General features: G+C 65.9%; 9 protein-coding genes. 7 read left to right on the top strand and 2 right to left on the bottom strand.

Features of this window, described 5'->3' with window-relative positions:
- Positions 1–401: 401 nt before the first annotated feature.
- On the bottom strand, positions 402–5,267 hold the full coding sequence (locus ACKLLE_RS25165; protein WP_420059370.1) for an NAD-glutamate dehydrogenase: 4,866 nt from the start codon (positions 5,265–5,267) through the stop codon (positions 402–404).
- A gap of 298 nt (positions 5,268–5,565) precedes the next feature.
- Here ACKLLE_RS25165 and ACKLLE_RS25160 point away from each other — a divergent pair, with 298 nt between their 5' ends.
- Positions 5,566–5,931, top strand: a complete 366-nt coding sequence (locus ACKLLE_RS25160; protein WP_420059369.1) for a hypothetical protein — start codon at positions 5,566–5,568, stop codon at positions 5,929–5,931.
- On the opposite strand, the gene ACKLLE_RS25155 is transcribed toward ACKLLE_RS25160, so the two are convergent.
- The gene (locus ACKLLE_RS25155; RefSeq protein WP_420059368.1) at positions 5,926–8,217 is read right to left on the bottom strand and encodes an RHS repeat-associated core domain-containing protein; all 2,292 of its coding nucleotides are present in this window, start codon (positions 8,215–8,217) and stop codon (positions 5,926–5,928) included. The genes ACKLLE_RS25160 and ACKLLE_RS25155 overlap by 6 nt on opposite strands.
- 665 nt (positions 8,218–8,882) lie before the next feature.
- On the opposite strand from ACKLLE_RS25155, the gene ACKLLE_RS25150 reads away from it, so the two are divergent.
- From ACKLLE_RS25150 to ACKLLE_RS25125, 6 genes are read left to right on the top strand one after another with little or no spacing between them, the layout of a single operon-like run.
- A complete protein-coding gene (locus ACKLLE_RS25150) occupies positions 8,883–9,842 on the top strand; it encodes an AAA family ATPase (protein WP_064303528.1) in 960 nt (319 codons plus the stop codon).
- A 4-nt stretch (positions 9,843–9,846) separates the two neighbouring features.
- Positions 9,847–10,791: a DUF58 domain-containing protein gene (locus ACKLLE_RS25145; protein ID WP_009403151.1), complete on the top strand. Its 945-nt coding sequence runs from the start codon at positions 9,847–9,849 to the stop codon at positions 10,789–10,791.
- Entirely contained in the window at positions 10,788–11,282 is a 495-nt protein-coding gene (locus ACKLLE_RS25140) for a DUF4381 domain-containing protein (protein WP_009403150.1), read from the top strand. The genes ACKLLE_RS25145 and ACKLLE_RS25140 overlap by 4 nt, the downstream gene beginning before the upstream one ends.
- Positions 11,275–12,363, top strand: a complete 1,089-nt coding sequence (locus tag ACKLLE_RS25135; RefSeq protein ID WP_009403149.1) for a vWA domain-containing protein — start codon at positions 11,275–11,277, stop codon at positions 12,361–12,363. Before ACKLLE_RS25140 ends, ACKLLE_RS25135 begins: the two co-directional genes overlap by 8 nt.
- On the top strand, positions 12,360–14,084 hold the full coding sequence (locus tag ACKLLE_RS25130; RefSeq protein ID WP_420059367.1) for a VWA domain-containing protein: 1,725 nt from the start codon (positions 12,360–12,362) through the stop codon (positions 14,082–14,084). The genes ACKLLE_RS25135 and ACKLLE_RS25130 overlap by 4 nt, the downstream gene beginning before the upstream one ends.
- Positions 14,081–15,697 (top strand): BatD family protein, encoded by a 1,617-nt coding sequence (locus tag ACKLLE_RS25125; RefSeq protein ID WP_420059366.1) that lies wholly within the window; start codon positions 14,081–14,083, stop codon positions 15,695–15,697. The genes ACKLLE_RS25130 and ACKLLE_RS25125 overlap by 4 nt, the downstream gene beginning before the upstream one ends.
- Positions 15,698–15,716 lie beyond the last annotated feature (19 nt).

Raw genomic sequence — 15,716 nt, 5'->3', positions numbered from 1 at the left:
TAAACTGCGGAAAAAAATAACCACAAATAGACACCAACCGATGCATTAACCTCCAGACAGGCGTGCTGTATAGCATTCCTTGCTCCTTCCGCTATTCGTGTCTAGCTTGAGGATTTCGGCGCTTCAATGAGCGTATAAGGAAGTGATACCCCATGGATAGAAAACCTCGTTTGCCCTACCAAACTCGGGAACAAATTCTCCTGCGACACTACTCGATCCGGACGGGGCATGTCTATTACACGTGGCTTATGTCGTACGGCAGGAACAGATCTGCAAAATAGTGGTTTAGCCAATCAATTCAGATCACCCCGGCGCCGCAAAGCCTCCCTACCGACTAATGTTTAAAACCCAAAAAAAGGCCCCGACATCACTGCCGGGGCCTTCTGTTTCACCTCACCAAATCAAGACGGCAAAACCGCCGCCTGCCCACTCAACGCCAGATCCACCAGTTCCCGGTTGGCCACCGCATACATGGCATAGTCAGTCCCGGTCGCCGCACGGAGGTCGTCGAGCATAGCCCGCCACCGCTCCACCATCACCCGATGCTGCTCCATCCACAACGCTACCCGCGCATCCATATCCTCCGGCGCATCCGCCATCTGCAATACGGAGATCGTGATGGCCCGCTGCTGGAGATCGATATCATCCCGGAACGCTTCCCGGGCCAGCGCCTGCCAGTTGTTCTCCACTGGCAGGTTGCTGATCTCCTGCAGATACCAGGTGAGATCCAGCGCGCTGCCTACGGCGAAGAATGCCTTGGCGACCTGAGCCGGATTCTGGCCGGTGACGTCGGAGGCTTCGATGATCGGCAGCAGGGTGTAGAGGTGCGTGGTGCCGGCGACCATCCGGGCCAGCAGTTCCGGTACGCCGGCCTCTACGAAGCCTTGATAGCGGGTTTGCCAGCGTTCGCGGGTCGGGCCTTCGAGGAGTTCGTCGAGCTTGAGGCCCAGTGCGGCAATCTGCGGCCCGAAGTGGGCGACGTCACGGCCCGCGTCCTGTTCGTTGCGACGGCTGCGCAGGAACCAGCGGGTCGCGCGGCGGCCGAGGCGCATGAGTTCGTCCATCAGGGTGAGCTGCACTTCCGCCGGTACCTGGTAGTCCAGCGCTTCGATCTGCCGGAACCAGTGCGGGAGGTGGAAGATGTCGCGCACGATGACGTAGGCGCCTGCGACGTTGGCCGGGCTCATGCCCGTGGATTCCTTGAGCCGCTGGACGAAGGTGATGCCCATGTTGTTGACCAGGTCGTTGGCGATCTGGGTGCTGACGATTTCGCGTTTCAGCCGGTGGCGGCGCATGGCGTCGGCGAATTTGTGCACCAGCGACGGCGGGAAGGCGGTTTCCATGTCGCGGGTGAGGTAGTCGTCATCCGGTACCAGGGATTTGAGCAGCGCTTCCTTGAGGTCGATCTTGCTGTAGGAGATGAGCACCGACAGCTCGGCGCGGCTGAGGCCCTGGTTGGCGGCGATGCGTTCGGCCAGTTGCTCTTCCGAGGGCAGGAATTCGATGGCGCGATCGAGCTTGCCGCGGCTTTCGAGGTCGGCCATGAGGCGCTTGTATTCGGCAATGCGCTCCTTGGCACGCCGCGCGGCCAGGGACAGGGCCTGGGTTTGCTTGTAGTTGTTGCCGAGGACGAGGGTGGAAACCTCTTCGGTCATGCTGCCAAGCAGTTGGTTGCGCTGCTTCTCGGTCATGTCGCCGGCCTGCACCACTTCGTTGAGCAGGATCTTGATGTTGACCTCGTGGTCGGAGCAGTCCACGCCACCGGCGTTGTCGATGAAGTCGGTGTTGGTGGCACCGCCATTGAGGCCGAATTCGACGCGGCCGAGCTGGGTCATGCCGAGGTTGCCGCCCTCGCCCACCACCTTGCAGCGCAGTTCGTTGCCGTTGACGCGCAGGGCGTCGTTGGCCTTGTCGCCGACGTCGGCGTGGCTTTCCTCGCTGGATTTGACGTAGGTGCCGATACCGCCGTTCCAGAGCAGGTCGACCGGGGCCTTGAGCAAGGCGTTGAGCAGTTCGGTCGGGGTGAGTTTGTCGGCTTCGATGGCGAAGCGTTCTTTCATCTGCGGGGTGATGGCGATGCTTTTCGCGCTGCGCGGGAAGATGCCGCCGCCTTCGGACATGATGCTGGTGTCGTAGTCGCTCCAGGCCGAACGCGGCAGGTCGAACAGGCGCTTGCGCTCGGCGAAGCTGGTCGCCGGGTCCGGGTTGGGGTCGATGAAGATGTGCAGGTGGTTGAAGGCCGCGACCAGTTGCAGGGTCTCGGACATGAGCAGGCCGTTGCCGAAGACGTCGCCGGCCATGTCGCCGATGCCGACCACGGTGATGACGTCCTTCTGCACGTTGATGCCGCGCTCGCGGAAGTGACGCTGTACGCCGACCCAGGCGCCACGGGCGGTGATGCCCATTTTCTTGTGGTCGTAGCCGGCCGAGCCGCCGGAGGCGAAGGCGTCGCCGAGCCAGAAGCCGTAGTCGATGGCGATGCCGTTGGCGATGTCGGAGAAGGTGGCGGTGCCTTTGTCTGCGGCGACCACCAGGTACGGGTCGTCGTCGTCATGCCGGACCACGTTGGCCGGCGGCACGACGCCGCCGTCCTTGAGGTTGTCGGTGATGTCGAGCAGGCCGGAGATGAAGATGCGGTAGCAGGCGATGCCCTCGGCGGCGATGTCGTCGCGGCTGCCGCCCAGTGGCAGGCGCCGTGGCAGGAAGCCGCCCTTGGCGCCGACCGGAACGATGACCGAGTTCTTCACCTGCTGGGCTTTGACCAGGCCGAGGACTTCGGTGCGGAAGTCTTCCTCGCGGTCCGACCAGCGCAGGCCGCCGCGGGCGACGTTGCCGAAGCGCAGGTGCACGCCTTCGACACGCGGCGAGTAGACGAAGATTTCGAACTTCGGCACCGGTTTAGGCAGTTCCGGGATCAGCCTGGGGTTGAACTTGAAGCTGAAGTACGACTTGTTCTGGCCGTTGGCGTCCGGCTGGTAGAAGTTGGTGCGCAGGGTGGCCTTGATCAGGTCGAGGTAGCGGCGCAGGATGCGGTCTTCGTTGAGCACCTGGACATCGTCGAGGGCGCTGAGGATCGCCTGTTCCAGGCGCTGTTGCTTGTCTTCGAGGTCTTCGCTGGTGAGCTTGCGCGCCAGGTAGAAGCGGGTTTTGAACAGCCGGGTCAGCTCGCGGGCGATGTCGGTGTGGTTGTTCAGGGTGCTGGCGATGTAGCCGAGGTCGAAGCCCAGGCGGATCTGCTTGAGGTAGCGGGCGTAGGCACGCAGCAGGGCGACGTCGCGCCATGGCAGGCCGGCGGTCAGCACCAGGCGGTTGAAGGCGTCGTTTTCCGCATCGCCGTTGACGATGTGGACGAAGGCGTCCTGCAGGGTGTCGTTGAGCTGCTGGATGTCGAGGTTGAGGCCTTCGCTGTAGGTGAAGGCGAAGTCGTGGATCCAGAACTCGCGGCCATTGGTGTGGCGCAGGCGGTACGGGAACTCGCCGAGCACGCGCAGGCCGAGGTTTTCCAGGATCGGCAGCACGTCGGACAGCGCCAGCGGGGTGTCGGCGTGGTACAGCTTGCAGTGCAGGATGTGCTTACCGGTCTGGGTCAGCGGCTGGTAGAAGCTCATCACCAGCGGCTTTTTCTCCGACAGGTTGAGCAGGTGCTGCATGTCGACCACCGCCGAGTGCGCAGCGAAGCGCTCGCGGTAGCCGGCCGGGAAGCCTTTCGGGAAGTCGGCGAGCACATTGGTGCCCTGGGCTTCGCCGAAGGCTTCGACGGTAAGCGCGGCGTAGTCGTCCTGCCACGAGCGGCAGGCCTGGATCACTTCGTTTTCCAGCTGTTTCGCGTCGATATCGATACGGTTCTTCGGATCTACCCGCAGGATCAACTGCACGCGGGCCAGTACCGATTCGGAGAAGAAGGTCCAGAACTCGCAGTCGCTGGCCTTGAGGCGCTCCATCAGCACCTGCTGGATCTTCTGCCGCACTTCGGTGGAATAGATGTCACGCGGCACATAGGCCAGGCAGTAGCAGAAGCGGCCGTAGGGGTCCTTGCGCAGGAACACGCGGATCTTGTTGCGTTCCTGGATCTGCACGATGGACATCACGGTGCTGAACAGCTCGTCCACCGGGGTCTGGAACAGGTCGTCGCGGGGCAGCACTTCAAGCACCTGGGCCAGTTCCTTGCCCAGGTGGGCCTTGGCGTCGAAGCCGGAACGGCGCTCGACTTCGGCAACCTTGTCGCGAATGTACGGGATCTGGTGGACACTTTCGCCATACACCGAGGAGGTGTAGAGGCCCATGAAGCGGCATTCCTTGATTACCTTGCCGTCCGCGTCGAGCTGGCGGATCGACACGTAGTCCGGGTAGGCCGGGCGGTGCACGCGGCTCGGGTGGGCGGCCTTGGCGAAGGACAGCAGCAGCGGCTCGTTCAGGTAGGCGACGGCGTAGTCTTCGATGCGCAGGTCTTCGGCGGTGAGGCCGGCGCGCAGCAGGCGGGTCAGGCCGAGGAAGGACTGCTCGTCATACACCAGCTGGCCGCCCTGGGCGTCGGCCTTGACCACGAACTCCTCATAGCCGAGGAAGGTGAAGTGGTTGCCCACCAGCCATTCGAGGAAGCTCTTGACCTCGGACTTCTCGCCGGCGACCGCTGGATACGGGGTCTGCTCGACCAGTTCCAGCAGTTGCCGGACCTTGGCCTTCATCGGCTCGAAGTCGGCCACGGCAACGCGCACTTCGGCCAGCACCTGGGTCAGTTCATGGGCCAGTACGGAGAGCTCGGCGTTGTTGGCGCAGCGGTCGATCTCCAGGTACATCAGCGATTCCTGCAGCACGCCCTCGCCCTGGGTGCCCTTGGGCAGGATTTCCAGCAGTTCGCCGTCCTTGCCGCGGCGCACGCTGAGGACGGTGGTCTGCAGGGTGTGGATGCTGTAGCCACGACGGTTCAGTTCGGTGCGCACGGAGTCCACGAGGAACGGCAGGTCATGGTGCAGGACTTCCACGGCGGTGTGGGTCGACTGCCAGCCATGACGCTCGTAATCGGGGTTGTAGACGTTGACCTTGGGCTGGGCATGGTCGAAACGCTCGATGATGCGCCAGGCAGAGAGGGTGCAGCCGACCAGGTCAGACAGGCGCCGCTGGGTGAGTTCGTCCAGAGAGATGATGCCGAAGAATTGCTCGGCGAACAGCGCCACTTGTGGCAGTGCCTGCTCGCTGATGTGCTGCGCCAGGGCGGCTTTCAGTTGGTGCTGGAAGTCGGCTTTGCTGGCTGCGGTGAAAAACGCCATCTGTGGTACTCCGCTTGGGCTTTGTTTTTGAATGAAGCGTCGCGCGTGTCCGCCATATCCCGCATCAACCATAGCCAATGGCGGGCGCGGCGGAGGGAGAAATGAGAAAGAGCGGTGCTGCTGGAACCTGGGTCGTCCGGGACCGTACGGTCATCCTTTGACAACGCAGCTTAACGACAGCCCGCCCGCCACCGCTTCCGACGCTGCGACATATTCGGACAGGCAGGTGCAGCCGGAGATTCATCCCGGGGGCAAACGCTGGCACACTTGCGTTTCATTTCCTTGATCGAGCTGCACCATGCAACTGACTTCCGCGCTGATCTTCGGCAACGCTTGCGATGACGAAGAAGACAACCTCGCTACCCTCGGCAGCAACAACACCGATGGGCGCCTGCTCATCCTTAGCCGCTACCCCGATGAAGACGAGGTCGGCCTGATGATCGAGGATGAAAGCGAAGCGTTGCGGGATATCAAGGTGACCCTCAGCGCCGCCCGCCTGCTGATCGAGACGGCGCCGGGGGCGACCGAGCTGTTCGGTGGGGATGATGTGCTGGAGATCGATATCGCGAGCGCGCTGGGGGATGATCTGGAGGAGATCGAGGCGGTGTTGAAGGTGCTTCTCAAGGGGGTCGGGACCCTGGTCGTCCAGCACTCAGCCTCATAGCCAGGTCTCACTGCGTTTCCTGTAGTGGACCCGCACGCCTGCGGCGATAGGGAAGTCGCGCCACTCATCTGCCCCTTGCCGGGAGTCGCTACGCGCCTGCTGACCAGCTTGAGTCGAGTGACCATCGCCATTGCCTGAGCGAACGAGGCGACCGGCTTCCGGCATGGCGTTGGCGACATGGACAGTAATGTACATCTGCGGCTTGAAGATGCCTGGCTGGAAATCCACCGTGACCGCGGCAGGCTCCAGCTTCATGGCCTGCATCAAATGCCGGGTAGTCTTGCCATTGGGGGTTTCGTCGAAAAACACCCGTTTCAGCTCTCCGGACTCACTTTCCAGGCCGGCAAGCGCATCCCTTGCCTCGAGGTTGACGACGTTGCTACGCACGATGGTCGAGGGCCGAGGGACCCTGTCCAGGCTACCGTAGACGAGTTCGAGTTGATGAAGCGCCACATCGCTGGCAAAGAACGAGCGGGTGTCGGTTTTCTTGTAGTTGTGCTCCATCAGCCATCGGTCGGGCTCGTAGGTGTTGCTGAACCGGCTCTCGACATAATTTTGATCGAAATAGGTGGAACGCACCGTGTGACCCTCGACTTCGTGGGTGAAATGCTGACTCACGAATTGCCGGCGCGCCGGCTCTGCAACCACGGCCTGCTTGTCGGCCCCGACCAGCCCATGCCGGTCTTCCCGCGTCACCGGGTTGTTCCGCACCATCGCATAGCGGTTCAGCCCATCCACATCCCCCGCCGGATCCGGATTGATCCAGCGCGCTAGCCACGGCGCGTAGTAGCGCAACCCATAGTGGTAAAGCCCGCTGCTGTCCCGTTCCCGCCCTGAATAGCGGCTGGTCTTGTAACCCGCCTCCAGCGCCGAACGCCCCGCCCACCAGGCCGTGCCGCCGAAGGGGGAATAGCCTTCGTGGGTGATGATCCGCGCTTCGCCGTCCAGCTCCAGTGCGCTGCTGTCGTACAGGTCGTTAACGCCGTAGCGCCATTGCGGGCCGGCAATGCCCTCGGGCTGGCCTTCGCTCCAGACCAGGCAACGGCAGGATTCGACCTGCAGCACCGCGAAGGCTTCCCCTTGCCGGGTATGCAGTTCCAGGCCGGGCAGATAACGGGTTTCGCCGTGCTGCATGCGCCCGGCCACAAGCCGCGCCGCAACCTTGCGTACGCGCAGGCCATCGCCGCCGTAGCGATACTGTTCCTCGTCGTCCTGGGCGTTCGCACGCGTCACCTGGCGCAGAGCAAGCAGTCGGTCGCGGGCACTCCATTGCAGCGGCTGGCCCGGCGCCAGTTCGAGCAGGTTGCCGTTCGGATCGAACCCGGTCGCAGGGTCTGCGGGCGCGGGCAACGCACGGTTGCTGTGCGCCGCCACCTCGAAGGTGCGGGTCCATTGCTGCTGGCCGACATGCCTCAGGGACACCAGGTTGCCGCTGGCGTCGTAGTAGTAGAACTCGCTGTAATTCAGCAACTGACTGGTATCCGGCGCCAGCTCCGGCAAGTCCGGGCCGGAAACGACGCCCGCCGCCTCGCGTCCGCTGGCCTCGATCAGTTGGCAAAGCGAGTCGTAGAGGAAGGTACAGACCGGGTCGACCCGCTGGTTGGCAAAATGCCGTACGGGCTGGCTGTGATCCTCGATCTGCAGCACATTGCCCCGCGGATCATGCGCGTAGACCAGGTCCTGGAGCATCGAGCGCCCCGGACGACTGGCACTGAAGCGCACAAGACGACCGTTGGCCGGATCGTAGTGCAACCGGCTGACCACGCCATTCCCGGCCGTGCGGGATTCGATCTGCAATTGGGCGTTGTAGCGGATATCGGCCTGCACCCGATGCTCCGTGCCCTCAGCCAGGCGCAGCGTCAGTCCGGACAACAGGCCATTCAACCCGTAGCGGAACACCTGGCGATTGCCGCGGGCATCGATCTGCTCGAGCTTTTCCGAGGCGAGCGGGCCATGTGCATGGCGGGTGGTTTCACCCTCGCCCGGCTCCAGCGACGGCGCCTGCGACCAGTCCGGCAGTTCGAGCGATTCAAGAAAACAGCGGGTTTCCCCGGATTCTTCAGCGCCCAGGCTGTAGCCGATGACCGTCCGGCTACCCGCCTCATCGTCATGCCGGAGCAGCGGGCCCCGGCGATTCACATCCTCTTCCGCTCCGTAGATAAAGCGCTCGGCCAGCCGGCCAGCCTCGCGAATCGACAGCGGCCGCAGGCGCTCGTCATAGCCGGTCTGCCAGTGTCCGCCCCGGGTATCCCAGCGCTCCAGCACCTGCCCGGCGTCGCCCGGCAACAGCAATTGCCAGCGGCATCGCCGCTTTCGTCCAGCAGCGCCCTGCCGGATAGGCTGGTCAACTGCCGCTGGCTCGCCGCGCCCTGCCCCTCGAACAGTCGCGCATCCCACTGCTCGCGCTGCCGGGCAGCGGCATCGAAACGGCTCGCCTGCAACCGCCGCTCAGCCGCCTGCCCCGCCTGCGCCCGGTGATAATCCACCCGGCGCACGTCCAGCCCGCGCCCGTCGATCACGTTCAGTACCGGGGTGTGGGTATGCACCGAAGGGTTCACCGGACGGCTCCAGCAATTCGTTGTAGCGGTTGTACTCCTGCCATTCGCCGGGGCCAACTGGCAGAAATGACAGGTCTGGCCGGCCTCATCGCCGGCAACGCCGGCTCCCACAGGGTTACGGGTCAGCCGCAGAACCTGTGCCCGGCGCGGCCCCTGTGGGAGCGGGTTTACCCGCGATTGCGATGGTGAATTCACTGACGTAATCGCGGGTGAACCCGCTCCCACAGGGGCCGCATAAGGTTCTTGACACAGTACCTTGACGCCAGGAATCCGCCCCTCCCCGGTAAAAGATTTCCCCCGTACCGTTAGTCGCCGCCCCCCTGGATGGATTAAAGTATCAGCCCCTGTCCGGGCGCTGCATGCCGCCCCGGCGTCACTCCAGGAACCGTCACGATGGAACACCGTGAAGCGCTGATCGCGCTGCGCACCTTTCTTTCCACCCAGATCCTCGGCCAGGAAAAACTCGTCGAGCGTCTGCTGATCGTGCTCCTGGCCGACGGCCATATGCTGGTCGAGGGCGCCCCCGGGCTGGCCAAGACCAAGGCCATCAAGGAACTGGCCGACGGTATCGAGGCGCAGTTCCATCGCATCCAGTTCACCCCCGACCTGCTGCCGGCCGATATCACCGGCACCGAGATCTATCGCCCGGAAACCGGCAGCTTCGTGTTCCAGCAAGGGCCGATCTTCCATAACCTGGTGCTGGCCGACGAGATCAACCGCGCCCCGGCCAAGGTCCAGTCGGCCCTGCTCGAAGCCATGGCCGAGCGCCAGGTCAGCGTGGGCCGCAGCACCTACGAGCTGTCGCCGCTGTTCCTGGTGATGGCCACGCAGAACCCGATCGAGCAGGAAGGCACCTATCCCCTGCCGGAAGCCCAGCTCGACCGTTTCCTGATGCACGTGAAGATCGGCTTCCCCGATGCAGCGGTGGAGCGACGCATCCTGTCGCAGGCCCGCGGCGAGGCGTTGAACGGCGAAACCAAGCCCGAGCGCCGGGTCAGCCAGCAGGCGATCTTCGCCGCGCGCAAGGAGATCCTCGGCCTGTACATGGCCGATGCGGTGGAGGAATACCTGGTGCAACTGGTCATGGCCACGCGCAACGGCGCCAAGTACGACGCCGAGCTGGGCGACTGGATCGCCTACGGCGCCAGCCCGCGCGGCTCCATCGCCTTGGACCGCTGCGCGCGCGCCCATGCCTGGCTGGCCGGGCGCGATTTCGTCAGCCCCGAGGATATCCAGGCGGTGCTGTTCGACGTGTTGCGCCACCGCATCATCCTGTCGTTCGAGGCCGAGGCTGCCGGGATCGACCAGGACCGGGTGATCCAGCGCATCCTCGACGTCGTCGCCGTTGCCTGAGCCCATGCCCAGTCAACTGTTGGCCGCCCCCGGCATCCGCATCGGCCTCAGCGAGCTGATCGAGATGCGCCATCGGGTGCGCGAGGTCCGGCTGTTTTCCGCTCCCGGCCAACGCAGCCCGCTGGTCGGCCTGCACCATTCGCGGCTGCGCGGGCGCGGCGTGGATTTCGACCAGGTGCGGGTGTACCAGGCCGGCGACGACGTGCGCAATATCGACTGGCGGGTGACCGCACGCACCCAGGAGCCGCACACCAAGCTGTTCCACGAGGAGCGCGAGCGGCCGATCTTCATCATGGTCGAGCAGAGCCGGCGGTTGTTCTTCGGCTCCGGGCTGATGTTCAAGTCGGTGCTCGCCGCACAGGCCGCAGCGCTGTTCGGCTGGGCTGCCCTGGGCCATAACGACCGTATCGGCGGGCTGGTGTTCGGCGACAACGAACACCACGAAATCAAGCCCCGGCGCAGCAAGCAGAGCCTGCTGCAACTGCTCAACCGCCTGGCCCGGGTCAACCAGTCGCTGCATACCGAGGCGGTGCCCCAGGGCGACAACCTCGGCACCGCGCTGCGTCGCGCCCGCGAAGTGCTACGCCCGGGCAGCCTGGCGATCATCCTGTGCGACGAGCGCGCCCTGAATCCTGGCGTGGAACAGCAACTGAGCCTGCTGTCGCGGCATTGCGACCTGCTCCTGCTGCCGCTGTCCGACCCTCTCGACCACGCCCTGCCCGCCGCCGGCCTGCTGCGCTTCGCCCAGCGCGGTGCGCAACTGGAACTCGATACCCTCGACAGCAACCTGCGCCAGAGCTATCGCCAGCAGAGCGAGGCGCGTATCGAGCGCTGGGAAATGCTCGCGCAAAAGCTGCGGGTGGTATTGATGCCCCTGAGCACCCAGAGCGAAATGATCGAGCAACTGCGCGAATACCTGGACCCACAACGGGCAGGCAAACCGCGATGAACCCACTGGCGCAACTGCAACCGCTGATCGCCCCGCCCCCTGTCAGCGCCTGGCCGCCTGCGCCGGGCTGGTGGGCCTTGCTGCTGCTCGTGCCGTTGCTGGGCTGGGGCCTGTGGCGCCTGCGTCACTGGCGGCCGCGCAAGGCCAGGGTACCGCGCGCCGAACAGCCGCTGGACCCGATCCGCATCGCCGCCCTGGCGGAACTGGCGCAACTGCCCAAGCCCTACGACGGCGCCCATGCCGGCGCCTGGCTGCAGCAGATCAACGCCCTGCTCAAGCGCCTGTGCCGCAACCACTACCCGGACAGCCACAGCCATACCCTCAACGGTCGCCAATGGCTGGCCTTTCTCGACAACCGCTGCCCGGCTGCCGGGCTGACCCGCTGGATGGTGCTGGTGGAAGGCACCTACAAGCCCGAATGCCGCCTCGACGACAAAGCCATCGCCGGCCTCAACCAGGCGGTCGAAACCTGGATCCGCAAGCATGTTTGAACTGGCCTGGCCGTGGGTCTTCGCCCTGTTGCCGCTGCCCTGGCTGGCGCGCCTGCTGCTGCCGGCGGCCGACAGCGGCGAGCCAGTGCTCAAGGTCAGCTTCCTCGACGAACTGGAAGGCCTGGCCGGCCGCCGCGCGCGCCTGAACCTGCCGACCCTGCGCCAGCAGGCGCCCTTCGTGCTGGTCTGGCTCCTGCTGCTGTGCGCCGCGGCCCGCCCGCAGTGGCTGGGCGAACCCTTGCCGGTGGCCGCCAGCGGCCGCGACCTGCTGGTGGCGGTGGACGTCTCCGGCTCCATGGATTACCCGGACATGAGCTGGGACGGCGAAGAGGTCAGCCGCCTGTCGTTGGTCAAGGACCTGCTCGGGGATTTCCTCCAGCAGCGCGAAGGCGACCGCGTCGGCCTGATCCTGTTCGGCAGCCAGGCCTACCTGCAGGCGCCGCTGACCTTCGACCGGCGCACCGTGCGCAATTTCCTCGACGACGCCCAGGTCGGCATCGCCGGCAAGAACACCGCCATCGGCGACGCCATCGGCCTGGCGGTCAAGCGCCTGCGCGCGCGCCCGACCGACAGCCGGGTGCTGATCCTGGTGACCGATGGCGCCAACAACGGCGGGCAGATCCACCCGCTCACCGCTGCGCGCCTGGCCGCCCAGGAAAGCATCCGCATCTACACCATCGGCATCGGCGCCAGTGCCGAGGAAAGCGGCACGGCCGGGCAGATCGGCCTGAACCCGAGCCTGGACCTCGACGAAGCCTCGCTGCGCGAGATCGCCCAGATCACCCATGGCGAGTATTTCCGCGCCCGCGACGGTGCCGAGCTGAAAAGCATCGGCGACACCCTCGACCTGCTCGAACCGGTCGAGCAGCAACCCACCCAGGCGCGTACCGCCGAAGCCCTGTATGCCTGGCCGCTGGCCGGGGCGATGCTGCTGAGCCTGGCCCTGGTGATCCGCGAACGCTGGCCCGACCACCTGCTGCAACGGCTGCTCCAGCGCCTGTTGCGCCGCCCGGACTTCCTCCAGCCGCACCCGGAATGGCGCCAGCGGCTCAAGCGCCTGCGTCTGCGGAGGCGTCGATGAGCGAACTCTGGCCGCACTTCATGCGCCCGCTGTGGCTGCTGGCCCTGCCGCTGCTCGGCTGGCTGCTGTGGAAACTCTGGCACCGGCAGAAGCGCGCCGGGCGCTGGCAGATGATCCTGCCGCCGGCGTTCCATGGCGTGCTGCTCGGCGGTGGCAGCGGCCACGACAGCAAGCTGCCGTGGATCGCCCTCGGCCTGGCCTGGATGCTCGGCGTGCTGGCCTTGCTCGGGCCGAGCTGGGAGCGCCTGGAAGAAACCCGCCAGCGCCCCGCCGACCCGCTGGTGATCCTGCTCGAACTGACCCCGGAAATGCTCGCCGAGGACACCCCGCCCACCCGCCTGGAACAGGCCCGGCGCAAGATCCTCGACCTGCTCGAACACCGCCGCGACAGCCAGACCGCGATTGTCGTCTACGCCGGCAGTGCGCATACCCTGGTGCCGCTGTCGGACGACCTCGGCACCAGCCGCAACCTGCTCGAAGCGCTGGAGCCGGGGATCATGCCGCTGGCCGGGCAGCGCGCCGACCTGGCCGTGGGCAAGGCCCTGGCGCTGCTCTCCCAGGCGGGCCTGGGCCAGGGCCGGCTGTTGCTGATCGCCTCGTCGCTGACCGACGCGGAACGCCAGGGCATCGCCCAGGCCCTGGGGCGCAACGGGCCGCCGCTGCTGATGCTCGGCATCGGCAGCGCCGAAGGGGCGCCGGTGCGGCAGGCCAGCGGCGAATTCCTCAAGGATGCCGACGGTGCGATCCTGGTGCCGCGGCTGGATAGCAGCAGCCTCAAGCCCTTCGTCAGCCAGCTCGGCGGCCGCTACCGGCATGCCCGCATCGACGACCTCGACCTGCGCGGCCTGGGCCTGTTCGACCAGCCCCGGGCGCTGAGCAGCGATGGCCAGACCGTGCAACTGGATACCTGGGCCGACCAGGGCTACTGGCTGCTCCTGCCGCTGTTGCTGCTGGCCGCCTGTGCCGGGCGACGCGGCTGGTTGTTCTGCCTGCCGCTGCTGCTGTGCCTGCCGCAACCCTCCTATGCCTTCGAATTCAACGAACTGTGGCGCCGCCCCGACCAGCAGGGCCAGCACCTGCTGGAACGGCAGCGCCCAGCGGAAGCGGCCAAGCACTTCCAGGACCCGCAGTGGAAAGGCTGGGCCCTGTACCAGGCCGGCGACTACGCCGCGGCCGCACGCCAGTTCGCCCTCGACGACAGCGCCGCCGGCCATTACAACCGCGGCAATGCCCTGGCCCTCGGCGGCGAGCTGGAAGCGGCGGTGGATGCCTATGAACAGGCCTTGGAGCGCCAGCCCGACCTGCAACCGGCGTTGACCAACAAGGCCCTGGTCGAGCAACTGCTGGAACAGCGCGAGCAGGAACAGACCCCGCCCGCCGAAGAGCCGCAAGCCCCGCAGGAGCAGCCGAACGCCCAGCCGCTGCCCGGCGAAAGCAGCGACAATCCGCAGCAGAGCAGCAGCGAGCAGGAAACCGCACAACCTGGCGAAGAACCCCAGGAGCAGCAGGACCCGGGCGCCGTGCAGGCGCCGCAGAACCCCGCCGGCGATGACGACGAGTCCACCACCCGGCCGCCCCAGCGCCCTACCGGCAATACGCTCGACGCCGAGCAGCGCCAGGCCCTGGAGCAATGGCTGCGGCAGATTCCGGACAATCCATCGCAACTGCTGCGACGCAAATTCTGGTACGAACAGCAACAACTTCAGGAAACCCATCGATGAGCCGCGCCTGCGCCTTCGTCTTCTGCCTTTTCTTCGCCCTGCAGGCCCAGGCCCAGGAGCTGGCCGCCAGTGTCGACCGCAGCCAGTTGAGCACCGCCGAAACCCTGGAGCTGACCCTGGAAATCCGCGATGTCACCCAGTTCGGCAAGCCGGACCTGACGCCGCTGCAAGCGGATTTCGAGGTGCGTGGCACCCGCCAGCTCAACAGCCTCAATACCCTCGACGGGCAGAACGAAGCCACCACGCGCTGGGTGGTGACCCTGATGCCGCGCCGTGCCGGCACCCTGGAAATCCCCGCGCTGAGCCTGGGCGAACTGCACAGCGCGCCGATCCAGTTGCAGGTGCAGGCTGCCGAAGACACCCCGGCGACCCTTCTCGCCCCGGTCTTCATCGAAGCCAGCCTCGACCAGGCCAGCGTCTACGTGCAGGCCCAGGCCGTGCTGACCCTGCGCATCTACCACTCGGTATCGCTGTACGACGACAGCAGCCTCAGCCCGTTGCAAATGGAAGGGGTGAAGATCGAGCCGCTGGGTGAATCGCGCACCTATGAAAAGCTGATCAACGGCATCCGCCACGGCGTGATCGAAATGCGCTACGCCCTGTACCCACAGCAGAGCGGTGCCGTGACCGTTCCCTCGCTGACCTTCAGCGCCACCAGCGCCGGGGCTGACAGCGACAGCCCGAATGCCGCCGGCAATACCCAGGTGCGGGTGGCCTCGCGGGAGCTGCCGTTGCAGGTCCGGCCGATTCCGCCCAGCTACCCGGCCGGCACGCCCTGGCTGCCGGCACGCAGCCTGACCCTGGAAGAACACTGGAGCCCGGACCCGGCGCAGAGTCCGATCCAGATCGGCGACTCCCTGACCCGCAGCGTTTTGCTCAAGGCCGAGGGGCTGTCCAGTACCCAGCTCACGCCCTTGCCGGTCAGCGAAATCGCCGGCCTGCGCCGTTACCCGGACCAGCCGCAACTGCGCAACCAGATCGACGAGCGCGGCCTGATCGGCAGCCGCGAAGAGCGCGAGGCGCTGGTTCCGACCCACAGCGGCAACCTGGAGCTGCCTGCCCTGGAAGTGACGTGGTGGAACACCCGCGAAGACCACCTGGAACACAGCAGCCTGCCAGCGCGCAGCCTCAAGGTGCAGGACAACCCGGCGCTGACCGAAACCCCGGGCCTGAGCGCAGACCAGGGCAGCCGCCTGCTCTGGCCATGGCAACTGAGCACGCTGATCCTCGCCCTGACCACCCTGGCCGGCTTCGCCCTGTGGTGGCGGGCGCGCTCGCAGCCGGCAGTGGCCCGGGTGATCCAGGCCGGCCCCAGCCCGCGGACCCTGCTCGACGACCTCAAGCGCGCCTGCCTGGCCAACGACCCCCAGGCCACTCGCCAGGCCCTCGATGCCTGGGCACGCCAGCAACCGCAGACCCTGGCCGACATGGCCGCGCGCTTCGTGCCCTTGTCCGATGCCCTGGACGGGCTGAACAGCGCGCTGTACAGCGAGGCCGGGCAGTATTGGCAAGGCGAGGACCTATGGAAGGCGATCAGTACTATTCCTGCCGCCGAACAGCCCCAGCCGCCCCAGGGCGAGAACGGCAGCTTGCCGCCGCTTTATCCCAAATAATCCCAGGCGCCACGGACCC

Source organism: Pseudomonas bharatica, from assembly GCF_048586865.1.
Classification (GTDB): Bacteria; Pseudomonadota; Gammaproteobacteria; order Pseudomonadales; family Pseudomonadaceae; genus Aquipseudomonas; species Aquipseudomonas bharatica.
The sequence above is the reverse complement of the archived record's forward strand: the minus strand, read 5'-3'. Positions and strand labels throughout refer to the sequence as shown.